The sequence below is a fragment of the Microvirga guangxiensis genome, assembly GCF_900102135.1.
Taxonomy (GTDB): domain Bacteria; phylum Pseudomonadota; class Alphaproteobacteria; order Rhizobiales; family Beijerinckiaceae; genus Microvirga; species Microvirga guangxiensis.
Window position 1 is genome coordinate 168,545 of the sequence record NZ_FMVJ01000004.1, and the last position, 15,131, is coordinate 183,675.

At 62.9% G+C, this 15,131-nt stretch carries 15 protein-coding genes; 8 read left to right on the forward strand and 7 right to left on the reverse strand.

Annotation, left to right across the window (positions count from 1 at the left end):
- The first annotated feature begins 34 nt into the window (after positions 1–34).
- A complete protein-coding gene (locus BLP10_RS07270) occupies positions 35–1,015 on the forward strand; it encodes a TRAP transporter substrate-binding protein (protein ID WP_091132702.1) in 981 nt (326 codons plus the stop codon).
- A 69-nt stretch (positions 1,016–1,084) separates the two neighbouring features.
- Here BLP10_RS07270 and BLP10_RS07275 read toward each other — a convergent pair whose 3' ends face one another.
- Positions 1,085–1,738 (reverse strand): PRC-barrel domain-containing protein, encoded by a 654-nt coding sequence (locus BLP10_RS07275; RefSeq protein WP_091133495.1) that lies wholly within the window; start codon positions 1,736–1,738, stop codon positions 1,085–1,087.
- 162 nt (positions 1,739–1,900) lie between these two features.
- Positions 1,901–2,323 carry an OsmC family protein gene (locus tag BLP10_RS07280; RefSeq protein WP_091132705.1) on the reverse strand — a complete coding sequence of 141 codons (423 nt, stop codon included), beginning with the start codon at positions 2,321–2,323 and terminating at the stop codon, positions 1,901–1,903.
- A gap of 122 nt (positions 2,324–2,445) precedes the next feature.
- On the opposite strand from BLP10_RS07280, the gene BLP10_RS07285 reads away from it, so the two are divergent.
- On the forward strand, positions 2,446–3,084 hold the full coding sequence (locus BLP10_RS07285; protein WP_091133496.1) for a DUF1345 domain-containing protein: 639 nt from the start codon (positions 2,446–2,448) through the stop codon (positions 3,082–3,084).
- A gap of 17 nt (positions 3,085–3,101) precedes the next feature.
- Positions 3,102–3,647, forward strand: coding sequence for a GNAT family N-acetyltransferase (locus BLP10_RS07290; RefSeq protein WP_091132709.1), 546 nt, complete (start codon positions 3,102–3,104; stop codon positions 3,645–3,647).
- Here BLP10_RS07290 and BLP10_RS07295 read toward each other — a convergent pair.
- Genes BLP10_RS07295 through BLP10_RS07305 form a run of 3 tightly spaced genes read right to left on the reverse strand, consistent with a single transcriptional unit; the run spans position 3,644 to position 6,175 of the window.
- A complete protein-coding gene (locus BLP10_RS07295) occupies positions 3,644–4,189 on the reverse strand; it encodes a regulatory protein RecX (protein WP_091132712.1) in 546 nt (181 codons plus the stop codon). The two genes, BLP10_RS07290 and BLP10_RS07295, sit on opposite strands and share 4 nt — an antisense overlap.
- Positions 4,186–4,938: a phosphatase PAP2 family protein gene (locus tag BLP10_RS07300; protein ID WP_091132714.1), complete on the reverse strand. Its 753-nt coding sequence runs from the start codon at positions 4,936–4,938 to the stop codon at positions 4,186–4,188. The genes BLP10_RS07295 and BLP10_RS07300 overlap by 4 nt, the downstream gene beginning before the upstream one ends.
- Before the next feature lie 43 nt (positions 4,939–4,981).
- Entirely contained in the window at positions 4,982–6,175 is a 1,194-nt protein-coding gene (locus BLP10_RS07305) for a winged helix-turn-helix domain-containing protein (protein ID WP_091133498.1), read from the reverse strand.
- Between the two features lie 897 nt (positions 6,176–7,072).
- Between BLP10_RS07305 and BLP10_RS07310 the strand changes: the two genes are divergently transcribed.
- Positions 7,073–8,560, forward strand: a complete 1,488-nt coding sequence (locus tag BLP10_RS07310) for an MDR family MFS transporter (protein WP_091132719.1) — start codon at positions 7,073–7,075, stop codon at positions 8,558–8,560.
- On the opposite strand, the gene BLP10_RS07315 is transcribed toward BLP10_RS07310, so the two are convergent.
- On the reverse strand, positions 8,561–8,773 hold the full coding sequence (locus BLP10_RS07315) for a hypothetical protein (protein ID WP_091132722.1): 213 nt from the start codon (positions 8,771–8,773) through the stop codon (positions 8,561–8,563).
- Between the two features lie 199 nt (positions 8,774–8,972).
- Between BLP10_RS07315 and BLP10_RS07320 the strand changes: the two genes are divergently transcribed.
- From BLP10_RS07320 to BLP10_RS07335, 4 genes are all read left to right on the forward strand, one after another.
- The gene (locus BLP10_RS07320; RefSeq protein WP_091132726.1) at positions 8,973–10,523 is read left to right on the forward strand and encodes a helicase HerA domain-containing protein; all 1,551 of its coding nucleotides are present in this window, start codon (positions 8,973–8,975) and stop codon (positions 10,521–10,523) included.
- Positions 10,524–10,576: 53 nt separating this feature from the next.
- Positions 10,577–11,260, forward strand: a complete 684-nt coding sequence (locus BLP10_RS07325; RefSeq protein ID WP_091132731.1) for a hypothetical protein — start codon at positions 10,577–10,579, stop codon at positions 11,258–11,260.
- Positions 11,261–11,277: 17 nt separating this feature from the next.
- Entirely contained in the window at positions 11,278–12,714 is a 1,437-nt protein-coding gene (locus BLP10_RS07330) for a M20 family metallopeptidase (protein WP_091132734.1), read from the forward strand.
- A gap of 253 nt (positions 12,715–12,967) precedes the next feature.
- Positions 12,968–13,906, forward strand: coding sequence for a ring-cleaving dioxygenase (locus BLP10_RS07335; RefSeq protein WP_091132740.1), 939 nt, complete (start codon positions 12,968–12,970; stop codon positions 13,904–13,906).
- Positions 13,907–13,963: 57 nt separating this feature from the next.
- On the opposite strand, the gene BLP10_RS07340 is transcribed toward BLP10_RS07335, so the two are convergent.
- Positions 13,964–14,761: a TylF/MycF/NovP-related O-methyltransferase gene (locus BLP10_RS07340; RefSeq protein WP_091132744.1), complete on the reverse strand. Its 798-nt coding sequence runs from the start codon at positions 14,759–14,761 to the stop codon at positions 13,964–13,966.
- Positions 14,762–15,131 lie beyond the last annotated feature (370 nt).

Sequence of the window (15,131 nt, forward strand, 5' to 3'; positions counted from 1 at the left end):
GGAGCATCAGAGAACAACAGAGGGAGACGACCTGATGAAACACATGACACGCCTTAGCCTTCTCGCAGGAGCCTTGCTCCTGAGCGCGCCTGCGCTCGCGCAAACCAAATGGAACCTGCCCGCCGCCTATCCGCCGGACAACTTCCACACGGAAAACCTCAATGCCTTCGCCAAGGACGTGGCGGATGCCACCGGCGGCAAGCTGCAGATCACGGTGCATGCCAACGCTTCGCTCTTCAAGGCCCCGGAGATCAAGCGCGCGGTGCAGACAGGCCAGGCGCAGGCCGGCGAAGTGCTGATGTCGCTGCACGAGAACGAGGACCCGATCTACGGTCTCGACGTGGTGCCCTTCCTCGCCACTTCCTTCGACCAGTCGAAGAAGCTGTGGGACGTGCAGAAGCCCGCCATTGAAAAGAAGCTCGCAAGCCAGGGCCTGATGCTTCTCTATGCGGTGCCGTGGCCGCCGCAGGGGATCTTTGCGAAGAAGGACATCAACACGGTCGATGATCTCAAAGGCGTGAAGTGGCGCTCCTACAATGCAGGCACCGCGCGCATCGCCGAGATCGTTGGCGCGCAGCCGGTGACGGTGCAGGCAGCGGATCTTCCGCAGGCTTTGGCGACCGGCGTGGTCAACACCTTCATGACCTCGGGCGCAACCGGTTACGATTCGAAGGTGTGGGAGTCGCTCACGCATTTCTACGACACGCAGGCCTGGATTCCAAAGAACATCACCTTCGTGAACAAGGCGGCGTTCGATGCCCTGGACAAGCCGACCCAGGAAGCCGTGCTGAAGGCCGCCAAGACAGCGGAGGAGCGCGGTTGGAAGACGGCTCAGGAAAAGACCAAGTGGTACACGGACCAGATGGCCGCGAAGGGCATGAAAGTTCTGCCGCCGAGCCCGGAACTCAAGGCCGGTTTGCAGAAGGTCGGCGAGCAGCTTACACAGGACTGGTCGAAGAAGGCCGGCGCCGACGGACAGGCGCTCATCGACGGCTACAAGAAGGCGTCGATGTAAGAACAGCATGACATGCCAAAAGGAAAGGGGCCCTGGAGGGCCCCTTTCTCGTTCTCGCAAACGCTAGGCTTAGCGGTTGTTGTACTTGAATTCCGGCATGCTCTTGAGCTGGTCCTTGGTCATGTTGACCATGGCATGATCGGGCGACGTGCGGTTTGCGTTGTCCGCAGTCGTGGCCGTCGTCGCCGTGGAACCGGTGGTGGTGCCAGCCGTCGAGCCCGTGGTGTTCGGGGCAGCGGTCGTGGTGGCGGTGCCTGGAGCGCCGGTGTTGGTGTTGGCAGCCGTTGCGTTGGCGCGCGGCTCGTTCACGAACTTGACCTGATCGAAGGAGATCGCCACGTCGCGCTCGCCGATGCCGAGGAAGCCGCCGACGCCGATCACAACGGCTTGGATCTTGCCGCTCTCATCGACCAGCATTTCGCTGATGTCGCCGATCTTCTCGTTGTTCTGGTTATAGACGTCCAGACCTTCGATCTGCGAAGCACGCCACTGGCCGGGCTGCATCTGGGTCATGGTGCTGCCGCTGGCGCCCATGCTCGCATTGCCAGAGGTCGAAGCGCCGGTGTTGTTGTTCATCGTCGGAGCGGCGCCGGTCGACGGGCTGGTGGTGGTGGTGGCACCGGAGCTGCCGGCTGCGCCGGAACCGGAAGAGGTCTGAGCCAGGGCCGGAGCAGCGATCAGAGCCGAGCCGAGAAGAGCCACTGCAAGATGTTTCGCAACCATGTATTCCTCCTGATTGGTGAGTACGGCATGAAGCGCCGCTTGCTCACTCAACGGGCGAGGTGGGAATTGGTTCTGTACTCATCTTCACAGAGTCGCGGGTTCGCTCCCCCAAAAGAGAATGGCCGGGTTCGCCCCGGCCATTGCAGAAACCTTGGCCGTATCTCAAGCCAGGGTGAAATCCATCGTGATTTCGGCATTCAGCACTCTTGAGACCGGGCAGTTCTTCTCCGCCGCACGGGCAAGCTCCTCGAACTTCGCGCGATCGATGCCGGGCACGTTGGCGGTCAGGGTGAGTGCCGATTTCTTGATCGTGAAGCCGCTTCCTTCCTGCTCGAGGGAAATTACCGCTTCCGTGGCAAGCTCGTTCGGCGTGAAGCCTGCCCCTTGCAGCTGGAAGGCGAGCGCCATCGTGAAGCAGCCTGCATGCGCGGCCGCAATCAATTCCTCCGGGTTCGTGCCCTTCTCGTTCTCGAACCGCGTCTTGAACGAGTAGGGAGTGGACGACAGCACGCCGGAATCGGATGTGAGGTGTCCGGAACCATCTTTGCCCGTACCCTGCCAGACGGCTCTTGCCTTGCGGTTCATCGTGATCTCCTTTGAAGGTTGAGGAGGGTGATGTAGGACAGGGTTGAGCGTGCTCCAGCCCAAGGCACTGCAAAACGGCTTTGCTGCTGCCTGTCTTGCGCCCGGCCGAACGAGACAGGTTCATGATCCACTTCCACTCTCGCCTGCGGCCTCGGCTTCTCGGCTCGGCCCTTGTCGCGATTCTGGTCTATGCCGTCCTGCCGCGGGAATGGGGAGCGGTCTCGCGGTTTCTGGTCGGCTGGGATATCGGCATCGTGTTCTATCTGATCCTGGCCCTGACGATGGCGGCAAGCTCCACCATTACGACGCTGCAGCAGCGGGCGGCTGCGGAAGACGAGACGTCTCTCGTGCTGCTGATCCTGACCTTGTCCGCGGCCGTGGTCAGCCTGATCGCCATCGGCATCGAGCTCTCCGGCATTCAGAACGCGAACGGGCAACAAGGTTTCCGGCTCAGCGTCGCCGGAATCACGATCCTGTGCTCCTGGTTCTTCGTGCACACGATCTACGCCATTCATTACGCTCACGAATATTACGGGGACAGAGGCGAGCGGCGGGGGCTCGCTTTTCCGCACAATGACAAGCCCGATTACTGGGATTTTCTGTACTTCTCCTTCAACCTGGGAGCAGCGGCCCAGACGTCCGACGTGGTGATCGTCTCCAAACGGATGCGTCGCTTGGCCCTCGCCCACACGATCCTGTCGTTTCTCTTCAACACCACCATCCTTGCGCTCGCCGTGAATGTCGGCGCGGGGCTCCTCTAACGTTTCGGCTCGAAGACATGCTCTCATCCTCTGCCTCGATCGTTCCTGTGCTCGAAACGGAGCGCCTCGTTCTGCGTGGCCACAGGCTCGATGATTTCGCGGATTCCTTTGCCCTCTGGTCCGACCAGAATGTGACGCGCTTCATCGGCGGCAGGCCCTCGACGCGGGAAGAGGCCTGGGGCCGGTTGCTGCGCTATGCAGGGCATTGGTCGCTGCTGGGGTTCGGCTACTGGGCCGTCGAGGAAAAGGCGACCGGACGCTTCATCGGCGAAACGGGCTTTGCCGAAGGCAAGCGCGAGATCGAGCCGACCCTCGAAGGCATGCCGGAGATCGGTTGGGCGCTTTCTCCCGATGTCCATGGCCGGGGCTACGCGACGGAAGCGGTGCGAGCCGTCATCGGCTGGGGCGAAGGCCGCTTCGGTCCGATCCGCACGGCCTGCATCATCGCTCCGGAAAACGGACCGTCGCTCCGCGTCGCGCAGAAATGCGGGTATCGGGAATTGCATCGCACGACCTACAAGGACAATCCGACGATCATGCTGGTGCGGGACGCGATCACTTAAGGCTGACCCTCCTCGCGCTCCCCGTCGATCACGCCGCGCGCCACGTCGAAGCGGAAGCCGGCCCGGGCGAGCGCCGCGAGATCCTTGTCGCGGTAAGGCGTCCGCTCTCCGGGACGATAGGGCCCGAGCTTGCGGCGGCGGGCGAGGGCATGGGCGGCCTTTTCCTCATCGTCCTCCTCGCCGCCTTCGAGGGCGGCCGCGATGGTGGACCGGTCGACGCCTTTCGCCGAGAGTTTCGCCTGGATCGCGCGCGCCGAGCCGCCCCGGCGGCGCAGCGTGGCCACCCGCGCTTCGGCATAGCGCGTGTCGTCGATGAGGCCGGTGCGCAGGCTTTTCGCCACGACCTCGTCGATCATCTCCTGAAACTCCGCAGGGTCCTCGCCGCGCAGGCGGCAGCGCTTGTCGACCTTGCGCCTCAACACGCGCTTCAGGTTCTCCGCGGAGGAGGCATAGCGCTCAAGATAGGCCAGCGCCGCGCGCTGCAGGTAGGCGGGCGTGACCTTTCGCGGAGGCTTTTTGACCGGCTTCTCGTCGTCGGTCATGGGGTATCCGCTTCGGACGCGAGGGAGGTCTCGCCCGGCTTTTCCATCTGACCCTTGCGCTGCAATTGCAGGGCGACGAACCAGCACAGGGCCGCCCAGGCCGCGCCCACGGACCAGCCTGCGAGAACGTCGCTCGGCCAATGCACGCCGAGATAGACTCGGCTGGCTCCGACCATCAGGGTCATGACGATGGCCAGGCTCATGATGAAGGCGCTGATGCGCCGGCTTTTCTCGACGCGGGCGAGCAATGCGCCGATGGTCAGGTAGGTGATGGCCGAGAGCATGGCATGGCCGCTCGGGAAGCTGGCCGTGTAGACGCGCGTCGCATGCGGCACGAGATCCGGCCGGGGCCGCTCGAAGCCCATCTTGAGGCCCGTCGAGAGCAGCGTTCCGCCGACGATGGAAACGAGCACGAGCAGGGCTGCGGCCCGCTTTCCCGCCATCAGCAGGTAGATGACGGTTGCCGCGGTCAGCAAAGTGAGGATCGCGTAGCCGCCGAGACCCGTGAAATCCCGCGCCGCCTCCTCCAGCCAGCCGGGTCCGAGCGGATTGGCGACGTCCTGAGGATCGCGCAGGGCGAGAAGGATCGCGCTGTCGAGCTCATGGGTCTCGCCTTCGGAAACCTCGTCCGCGATGGCGATGAACGCCCAGGCGAAGAAACCGCAGGCCGAAAGGGACAGAAGAGGGCCGATCTGGTTGAGCCGAAAGCGGAGCCAGACGTCGACGACGGGGGCGAAATACTTGTTCATGCCTGCTTGAGATAGGAGCAGGGGGCGATCCGGCGAGGGCATGTCAAAGCTCCAACGGCTTGCGCCATTGCTTGGGCGCGGTGATGCTGCCAAGGCCGAGCCATTCGGCCATGAGACGAAGTTCGCTCCCGAGCGCGGGCGCAATCTCCTCCGGAGTCACGGATGCTTCCGGATGGACGGAATGCACGATGAGATTGCCCTTCGCGCGATCCGCCTTCAAATCCACCCGGGCGACGATCCGTTCTCCGAGCAGGAAGGGCAGGCAGTAATAGCCGAACTCGCGCTTCTCGGCGGGCGTGTAGATTTCGATGCGGTAGCGGAAATCGAACAGGCGCTCCGTGCGCGTGCGCTCCCAGACGATGGGATCGAAGGGCGACACGAGGGCGCGCGCCTCGACGCGGCGCGGCGTCTTCGCCTGCGGGTCGAGATAGATCGGTCCGTTCCAGCCTTCCACGGTGACGGGGAGGAGATCGCCCGCTTCCACGAGTTCAGGAATGCGCGCCTTCGCGTCCTGCGCCTCAAGCCGGAAATAATCGCGCAGGCAGCGCTCGGAGGCGATGCCCAGCGCCCGGATGGAACGGCGCAGCAATTCGCGCTGCGCCTCGTCCTCGGCGGGTGTCGGCGCGTTCAGAATTTCGGAGGGCAGCACCCGCTCCGGCAGGTCGTAGAGGCGCTCGAAACCGCGCCGCGTGGCCGTGGTCACCGCGCCTGCCCAGAACAGCCATTCGAGCGCCCGCTTGCCGTCGCTCCAGCCCCACCAGGAGCCCTGGCCCTTGCCGCCGATGGAGAGTTCGCCCGCGCCTATGGGACCGCGCGTCTCGATCTCCCGGCGCACCTGCTCGATGAAGGCGCGCTTCTCGCGGCCGAAACGCGCCAGCCCGCCATAGATGCCTTCGCCTGCGGCGGCGCGCGCCATGCGCCAGCGAAAGAAGGGCTGAAGGTCGAGGGAGATCAGCGAAGCCTCATGGCCCCAATATTCGAATGTCCCGCGCTTCTTCGGATGATAGGCGACCGTCTCCAGCAGGTCCCGGTTGTAGGAGCCCAGGCGGGAGAAGAGCGGCATGTAATGCGCGCGCACCAGCACGTTGACCGAGTCGATCTGCAGGAGATGCGAGCGCTGCAGCTGGCGCTTCACATGGCGAAGGCCGGCGCTCTCAGGCCGAGCCTCGTGAAGACCTTGGGCAGCCAACGCGATGCGGCGGGCTTGGGCGAGGGAGAACCTGGTGCGAAGGGTCATGAAACGAAGAGATGCGATCTGCTGACAGGTAAGGGCAATTTGAACGGTTCGACAACCCGTGATGACAGCGTTGGCTTTGCGCGAGGATATCGCATGCGGAAGCCGGTGAAGGTCAAAGAGCATGCGGGAATGGCCTCGCGAGCGTTTGCTCCGAGGGTGTGGATCGAGGGAGGGCGCGAGGAGGCGTCCGGCTCGTGTGTCTAGTGTGTGAAGAACCTGACGGCTCCTCGCGCACGGTTCTTTTAGGCGTACACCGCATCTTGCAGCGATGGGCCTCCCGTCACAGGATTGCGAGGCCTGCACAGGACCGTTCCGGCTCCCATCATTCACGACGCCTCGCGAGCGCGCCCCTCCTGGAGCCGGATGCCCACAGCTATAGCCCAGCTTAGGATCATTGTCAAGAACAAAGTAAGAACATTACGTCCGCTGCTGTGCTTGGATGAGGCGCGTGTTCCCTCCCCCTTGTGGGGAGGGGAAGGGGTGGGGGTCGAATGACCGGGTGAGCGGATGAACCAGTGAAGCTGCGATCCCTCTCCCGGGTTGGAAGAGGTCGAGCCTGACCCGGAAAGGCCACACCCCTCACCCCTGCCCCTCTCCCGGCCGGGAGAGGGGATCGGCTGTAGAGCCGTCGGGCTTTCTGGATGCCTGCTGCGCTCCGACATTCCGACCCCACCCTCAATCCCTCCCCGCAAGGGGGAGGGAAGTGCGCTTCACCCGTCACGCGATTTGCGGTCCCGCTCCGCGGCTTCGCCTCATCCCTCCCGGCTTTCGGAAACAACCGAATACCTATGCGTTAGGCTTCCTCATGAGGCGCGATGCATGTCCGATGGGCATGGCCGGCCGAGGGACAAGCCGGCCTTCTTTCTTTAAGAAAGTGCGTGAAAGCGAAAGACACCGATGGATCAGCCTATTCCTCACGCCGCGCCCTCTCTCAGCCATGCCGAGATCCGCACCATCATCTTCGGGATCATGCTGGCCATGTTCCTGGCGGCCCTCGACCAGACCATCATCGCAACCGCGCTGCCCACCATCGGGCGCGAGCTCGGCGACCTGGAGCATCTGCCCTGGGTGGTGACGGTGTACCTGCTCACGTCCACGGCGGTCACGCCTCTCTACGGCAAGTTCAGCGACAGCCATGGCCGGCGCGTCACCATGCTCATCGGCATCGTGGTCTTCATTATCGGCTCCATCGCCTGCGCGGTTGCGCCCACCATGATCACCCTCGTTCTGGCGCGCGGCCTGCAGGGCATCGGCGGCGGCGGATTGATCGCCCTGGCGCAGACCATCGTGGCAGATCTCGTGCCGCCGAAGGAGCGCGGAAAGTATCAGGTTTATTTCGCCAGCGTCTTCATGTCGTCGAGCCTGCTCGGCCCGGTGCTCGGCGGTTTCTTCGCGGAGCATCTGCACTGGTCGGTGATCTTCTGGATCAACCTGCCGCTCGGCCTCCTTGCGTTGTTCATCACGTTCCACACGCTGAAAAAACTTCCGCGCCACGACAGGCGCCACAGGCTCGACCTTCTCGGCGCATTCCTCATGGTCGCCGCAACCGTATCGCTGCTGCTCGCCCTGAGCTGGGGCGGGCTGCGCTTCCCGTGGACCTCGCTGCCGATTCTCGGCCTCGTCGCGGGCTCGGTGCTGCTATGGGCCCTGTTCGCCGCCCGCATGCGCCTTGCGCCTGAGCCGCTGATTCCGCCCGGCGTGCTGCACAATCCCGTGGTGCGCATGGGCGTTCTGTCGGCGTGTTTCGGCATGGGCACCTATATCGGCCTCACCATCTACCTGCCGGTTTACTTCGAAGCCGTGCGCGGGCTCTCCGCTTCGCTCTCCGGTCTCGCGCTCATTCCGCTCATGGCCGGCACCGTCTGCGGCGCAACCGTGTCGGGACGAAGCATGACGAAGGCAAAGCATTACAAGCGCCTGCCCATGATCGGGCTTTTCGTGGCCATGGTGGCGACCGGCACGCTCGCAGCCTTCGCGCACACCATGTCGATCACGATGATCGAGGTGCTGCTCGCGATCATCAGCATCGGGCTCGGCACCCTGCTGCCGGTGTCCACGGTTGCGATCCAGAATGCGGTGAGGCCGCACGAACTCGGCACCGCGACGGGCACGGCCAATTTCTTCCGCTCCCTCGGCGGCGCGTTCATCGTCGCCCTGTTCGGCGCCATCGTGCTCAGCGGCTCGGGCCTGTCGGGGACTGCGAGCTTCGAGACGCTGGCCCACACGGCGGCGCGGAGCGGCGTCGATCTCGGGGATATCTTCTCCTACGTGTTCGTCGCCGCGGGCGTCGGCTTCGGCCTGGCGCTCGTCTTCCTCATCGCCATGAAGGAGCTGCCCCTGCGCGGCAGCGCCGTGAAGGCGGCGGAAGCGGTGATCGCCGATTGATCAGCTTTTGCGGCGCGCCCTCATCACCAGGATCACCACGGCGAACAGGATGATCAGCCCCGCGATCATCATCCCGAAGATCCCGAACGCGCCCTCCGCCCGTTCCGTGCCGGGCGGCAGGGGGCGGGGCTCGGTGATGCCCCCGGACGGCCCCTGGGCCTGCGCCTGAACGATGGGGGGCTCGAGGGCGATTCGGTGGGCGGGGAGGGGCATGGCTTCTCCTGGAATGGATCTTACCCGCTAATCGCCACCCCTCCCTTTCGGTTTCCCGCCCTCTGCGGCGTCATGCCTGGGGATAGCGGGGGTAGCCTGTGGAGGAATTCGCCCGGCTCGGCACTTTGTTGAGCTTTGCCGTGTTAGGACCGGGACGGATTTTCGAACCCAGGGACTTTCGAACCCAAGAGGGAGGCTGATGAAGGTCGGCATCGACATGGGAGTGACATCCTCCGCACCCGGAGGACAGAGGGCTCAGCTCGATCTGGAAGAGCTTCTGGCGACGCGTCTGCTCGTCCAGGGCAATTCCGGCTCCGGCAAGTCGCACCTCCTGCGCCGCCTTCTCGAGCAGAGCGCCAACCTCGTGCAGCAGGCCGTGATCGACCCGGAGGGCGATTTCGTCACGCTGGCCGACAAGTTCGGCCACGTGGTGGTGGACGCCTCCCGCTCCGAGGGCGACATCCAGCGCATTGCCGCCCGCGTGCGCCAGCACCGCGTTTCCGTGGTGCTCTCGCTGGAGGGTCTCGACGCGGAGCAGCAGATGCGCTGCGCCGCCGCCTTCCTCGGCGGCCTCTTCGATGCGGAGCGCGATTTCTGGTATCCCATGCTCGTGGTGGTGGACGAGGCGCAGCTCTTCGCGCCCGCAGCCGCCGGCGAGGTTTCCGACGAGGCGCGAAAAGTCTCGCTCGGCGCGATGACGAACCTCATGTGCCGCGGACGTAAGCGCGGCCTGGCAGGCATCATCGCCACGCAGCGCCTCGCGAAGCTCGCCAAGAACGTGGCGGCGGAAGCCTCCAACTTCCTCATGGGCCGCACCTTCCTCGATATCGACATGGCCCGCGCCGCCGACCTTTTGGGCATGGAGCGCCGCCAGGCCGAGATGTTCCGCGATCTCGAGCGCGGCCACTTCGTCGCTTTGGGCCCCGCGCTCTCGCGCCGTCCGCTGCCCATCCGCATCGGGGAAGTGGAAACCTCCACGCGCTCCGGCACCTTCAAGCTCATGCCGCTGCCCGAGCAGCCGAAGGAGGACGCGCGCGACCTCATCTTCAACGCGAGCGAGGAAGAGATCGCCGCCCGCCCGGTGATGCCGCGCCGCGCGCCGCCTCCGCCGCCCGCGCCCTCCACCAACGATCTTTTGGCGCAGCTCGCCCGCACCCGCGCGGCGGCAGCCCCGGAGCCGCAAAGCGTCGAAGTCACGGAGGAAAGCAAGGCCGAACGCGAAGCCGCGCTCGATGCGATCTTACGCGAAATTCTCGACGATCCCGAAGCCGCCTTCCGCTCGGTGGCCGTTCTGTATCAGGACTTTCTCGTGCGCTGCCGCATCCGCCGCGTGTCGGGCGAGCCGTTGAACCTCAACGCCTTCCGCCGCCGCCTCGCGGTGGCGCGCGCGGGCGTCGACACGGCCACCGCCGAGGGCACCGAATGGGACCGCGCGGTGGCGTTCGCCAACGATCTCGAAGAGGACATCCAGGGCGTCTACCTGCTCATCGCCCGCGCCGCGATGGAGCAATCCGCCTGCCCGCCCGACGGCGAAATCGCCCGCGCCTGCGGCAGCCGATCGCCGGGCCGCGCGCGCCGCCTCATCGCCTACATGGAAACCCGCAACATCGTCGTCACCCGCAACGACCCGCGGGGCCTGCGCATCATCGCGCTGCCGGATTTGGGCTGGGAGACGGGACCGGGCGATCCGAACGCCTTCGAGGAGCCGGTGGCGGCGCCGGAGACGCGGGATCTGTTTGCGGCGGGGTAAATTTTAGCAATTCTCGTTGTGAGGTGCTTTTGCCTATCAGTACCCAGGAAGCAATGCGTCGTGTCGAGATAATCGTACCTATGTTAGGTGACGACATCAGATACGCAATTGAAATTGCAGAGACCATGGAAGCGGCAAATAGGATTGTACCTATAGGGTTAGAAGGCCGCGAAATTAAAGGTGCCAGTACTTACGCAACTATTCAAAATTCTCTTGCGTTAAAGCTCGCTCTTGATGTTGCCAGAATTTTTGATGTATCTGACAATAACATTGGTCTCGATAGGCAAGATAAAGCGTCAATCCCAGTACTTCTCCATCATTTGCGAAAACCTGAAATCAGCGCTGAACTGATTAGAAGGAGTCGCCTTTGGGCGCCGCTTCCTAGCTATATATCTCTTCCTGCTGAGGATACCTGCAAAGCAGCGGTTGAACTTGCTTTAAAGAGAGCAGATGAGCTTGAGACTACCAAAGCCGCAAATGCACTTAAACGCGTTCGCCAGTTTCGGACTTGTCGGCTTGCACATATGCTCTTTGGTAAGGAGATCGATGCTTATCCACTCTACGACGATCTATTCATGTTGCTAAGAATTGCTAAGAGTATCAGCACCGCAGCATTTCTTGCTGTAGAAGGCGAGATAACTATCTTTGCTGAGAACAAGCGACGCTCACGAGATCAGGGTGAATGGTTCTGGAGAAGAGTGCTAGACGGCCTACTCATAACAGAAACAGCCTCGTAGTTTTGAAAGATATCTGTATGCAAAACGATCCCCTCAGCCTCGATGAAATCGCCCGTCGCGTCGACGCGAAGGCTGCCGACTACACCGCTTTGAGTGACCGCATCTGGGCGATGCCGGAATTGGCGTTCGAGGAGCATAAGTCGGTCGCTGAGCAGATCGCGATGCTGGAGCGTGAGGGGTTTCGCATCACGAGGAATGCGGGCGGGATGGCGACCGCGTTCGTTGCGGAATACGGCTCGGGCGGTCCCATCGTCGGTATCCTCGGTGAGTTCGATGCGCTGCCGGATCTCGCGCAGGTGTCGGGCATCACCGAGCACAAACCGACGCAGAAGGGCACGCCGGGGCATGGCTGCGGGCACAATCTTCTGGGCTCCGGTTCCGCGCTTGCGGCTGTTGCGTTGAAGGATGCGCTGGAAGCGGAAGGGATTGCGGGCATTGTGCGCTATTACGGCTGCCCCGCGGAGGAGAGCGGATCGGGCAAGACGTTCATGGCGCGCGAAGGTCTGTTCGACGATCTCGATGCCGCCTTCTGCTGGCATCCGAGCGTGGTGAACGAAGTGCAGTCCATGTCGTCGCTCGCCTGCATCCAGGCCTTCTTCCGATTCACGGGCCGCCCCTCGCACGCCGCCGCTTCGCCGGAACTCGGGCGCAGCGCGCTCGACGCGGTGGAGCTGATGAATGTGGGCGTGAACTACATGCGCGAGCACATGCCCTCTGACGCGCGCGTGCATTACGCCATCACCAATTCCGGCGGCGATGCGCCGAACGTGGTGCAGGGTTTCGCGGAATCGCTCTATCTCGTGCGCTCACCCCATCTGCCGGATGCGGAGCGTCTCTTCGAGCGCGTGAAGAAGATCGCCGAGGGCGCGGCGCTGATGACGGAAACCAGCGTGAAGGTGCAGGTCACGGACGCGACCTCGAACGTGGTGCTCAACCGCGCGCTGCAGGAAGCGATGTTCGAGAACATGAAGCGTCTTGGCGGTCCCGGCTTCGATGCGCAGGATCACGCCTTCGCGGAAAAAATCCAGAAGGCCGCGATCTCCCCGGAGGACATCGTGGCGAGCGTGAAGCCCTACGATCCTTCGCTCAAGACGCAGGTGCTGCACGACGGCGTGCTCGCGCTGCCCGCGCGCGAGGACGTGATGATGGGCTCCACCGATGTGGGCGACGTGAGCTGGATCGTGCCGACGGTGCAATGCCACGCGGCGTGCTTCGCCATCGGCACGCCGTTCCACACCTGGCAGCTCGTCACGCAGGGCAATCTGCCCGCCGCGCACAAGGGCATGGTGCTGGCCGCGAAAGCCATGGCCGCGACGGCAGCCGATTGCCTGCGCAACCCCGACCTCATCGCCCGCGCCAAGGCGGAACTGAAGGAGCGTACGGGTGGAAGGGCTTATGCCTGCCCGATCCCGCCGGAGGTGACGCCCGACGATCTGCGCGCGAAGGCGGCGTAAGGTTTCAGCAGCATCACCGCTCTTCCCCTCCCCCTTGCGGGGAGGGAACATGCGCCACCCTCGTCGCGCGATCCTGGGTTGGCTCTCGCGACCCCCTCGGGATGAGGCTGGGATGGCAATGGCTGCTCCAAGCCCGCCATCATGTCGGTGGATCGCAGAATCTTGCGTACAAGCAAAGTCGTCTTGGCGATCCTCGGGGTCGATCTTGCGTGTGTGCAAGCCTATCTTACGGTCAACAACCATGGAGACACCCATGAAACTGACCGGAATTCATCACCTTACCGCCGTCACCGCCGACGCGCCCCGCAACCATGCGTTCTACACGCAGGCTCTCGGCATGCGTCTCGTGAAGAAGACCGTGAACCAGGACGATGTGAGCGCCTATCACCTGTTCTATGCGGACGGGAAGGCCACGCCCGGCACGGACATCACCTTCTTCGATTGGCCTGTCGGGCGCGAGCGGCGCGGCACGCACAGCATCTCGCAGACCGCCCTGCGCGTGAACGGCGAGAAGGCTCTCGGTTGGTGGAAGGATCGTTTTGCTTCTCTCGACATCGCGCATCAGAACATCACAGAGCGCAACGGGCGGCTCGTGCTCGACTTCGAGGATTTCGAGGGCCAGCGCCTGAGCCTCGTCGATGACGGCGGCGCAGGCGAGGCGCATCCGTGGGAGCGCAGCCCCGTGCCGGCGGAGTATCAGATCCGGGGCCTTGGCCCCATCACCCTCAGCGTGCCGAAGCTGGAGCGCACCGCGCGCGTGCTCACGGACGCCATGGATATGCGCGCGGCCGGCGAGTACCGTCTCGGCGAGACGCCTGTGCATGTGTTCGCCATGGGCGAGGGCGGTCCTGCGGCGGAGCTGCATGTGGCCGTGGAGCCGGATCTGCCCTTCGCGCAAGCAGGGGCGGGCGGGGTGCATCACGTGGCGTTCCGCACACCCAACGAGCAGACCTATCAGGAGTGCTGGGAGCGACTGCAATCCCTGCGCGCGCCCTCCAGCGGGCCGGTGGATCGCTATTACTTCCAGAGCCTCTATTTCCGCGAGCCCAATGGCATCCTGTTCGAGATCGCTACCGACGGACCGGGCTTTGCGACGGACGAGCCCATGGAAAAGCTCGGCGAGAGCCTCGCGCTCCCGCCCTTCCTCGAGCCGCGCCGGGCCGAGATCGAGGCAGGCCTGAAGCCGCTGTAAATCCAATCCCTGGGCTGCTTTGCACCTTGCAAGCGGCCCAGGGTCCGGCAGCCCGGCTTATTCGCCGAACACGCCCCAGGCGCAGTAGCTCTGAAACGGATGGCGCTTGAGCCTGATGTTGTTCAGGCCCAGCACTTCCTGAACGGCGAGGGTCTCGCCGGGAAGCTGCGGACAGTTCAGCTCGTCGAAAACAAGCAGAGTGCCTTTGACGAATCTCGGCATGAGCTTCTCGAGAACGTCCTTGGTCGGCTTGTAGACGTCCATGTCGAAGATCGCCATCGAGACGATGGCATGCGGATTCCTCTCGAGCCAGCCGTCGATCGTCTGAGAGGCGTCGCCTTTGATGAGCTCGAACTTCTTGATGTGGCTGACCGCGTGCAGGCCTTCGTGAATGCTCAAAATTTCTTCAAGCGTGTCTTCATAGTTCGGCAGCGATCTGTAATCGCCGATTTCGGCAAAGCCGCCATCCTTGCTGTCGACCGTAGAGAAGCCTTCGAAGGTGTCGAAGCCGAAAATCGTTCGTGAGACGTTATTGGGCTCGTACATGCCGCGGAAGTTTTGCAGCAGCGCCAGGGTAGCGCCCCATTGAACTCCGAACTCGCAGATCACGCCCGGCACATCGAGGATCTTCTGATACAGCTCGTGATAGTAGATGATGCGGCTCAGCGCCTTCTGCTTGAGCGTGACGACGTTGTGAAGATTCCAGTTCCCGCCGTATTGAGGAAGCAGCTCCTGCGAAATCGATAAAAGACGCGTGTCCAGCAGGATATCCTGCTCGGTGCGGCTCGATAGCTCGCCGTTCTGAATCTTGTATGTCTGCTGGTTGATGTCTTTTTGCGCGTATCTGTTCTTCATCTTTTCTCTCACTGGCTCTGCGCGCGCACGTTGTTCTTGGGTTCTGGGCTTATGGGAGGGGCAAGCAACGCGAAGGATCCGTGAGGTAGATAACGAGCAATCTGCGTACGCCACAAGACAAGTTTTTAGTCTTAAATGATATTACATATACGTAAACCGGAGATGGCTCCTCATAACGCCTTTGTTAAGCGCCGTCATGTATTGAGCAGACTAAGATTAGATCTTTAGGAAAGCCGGAAATTGGTAAGCGAATATCGCTTAATCCCGGTTTAAGTGTTAGGCCAAAGAAACGTAATAAAGTCTCATAATAAAAAATATATTCAATACTGTGTGTAAATATAATTTTACCCGCACCATACTTTAAGAGTAA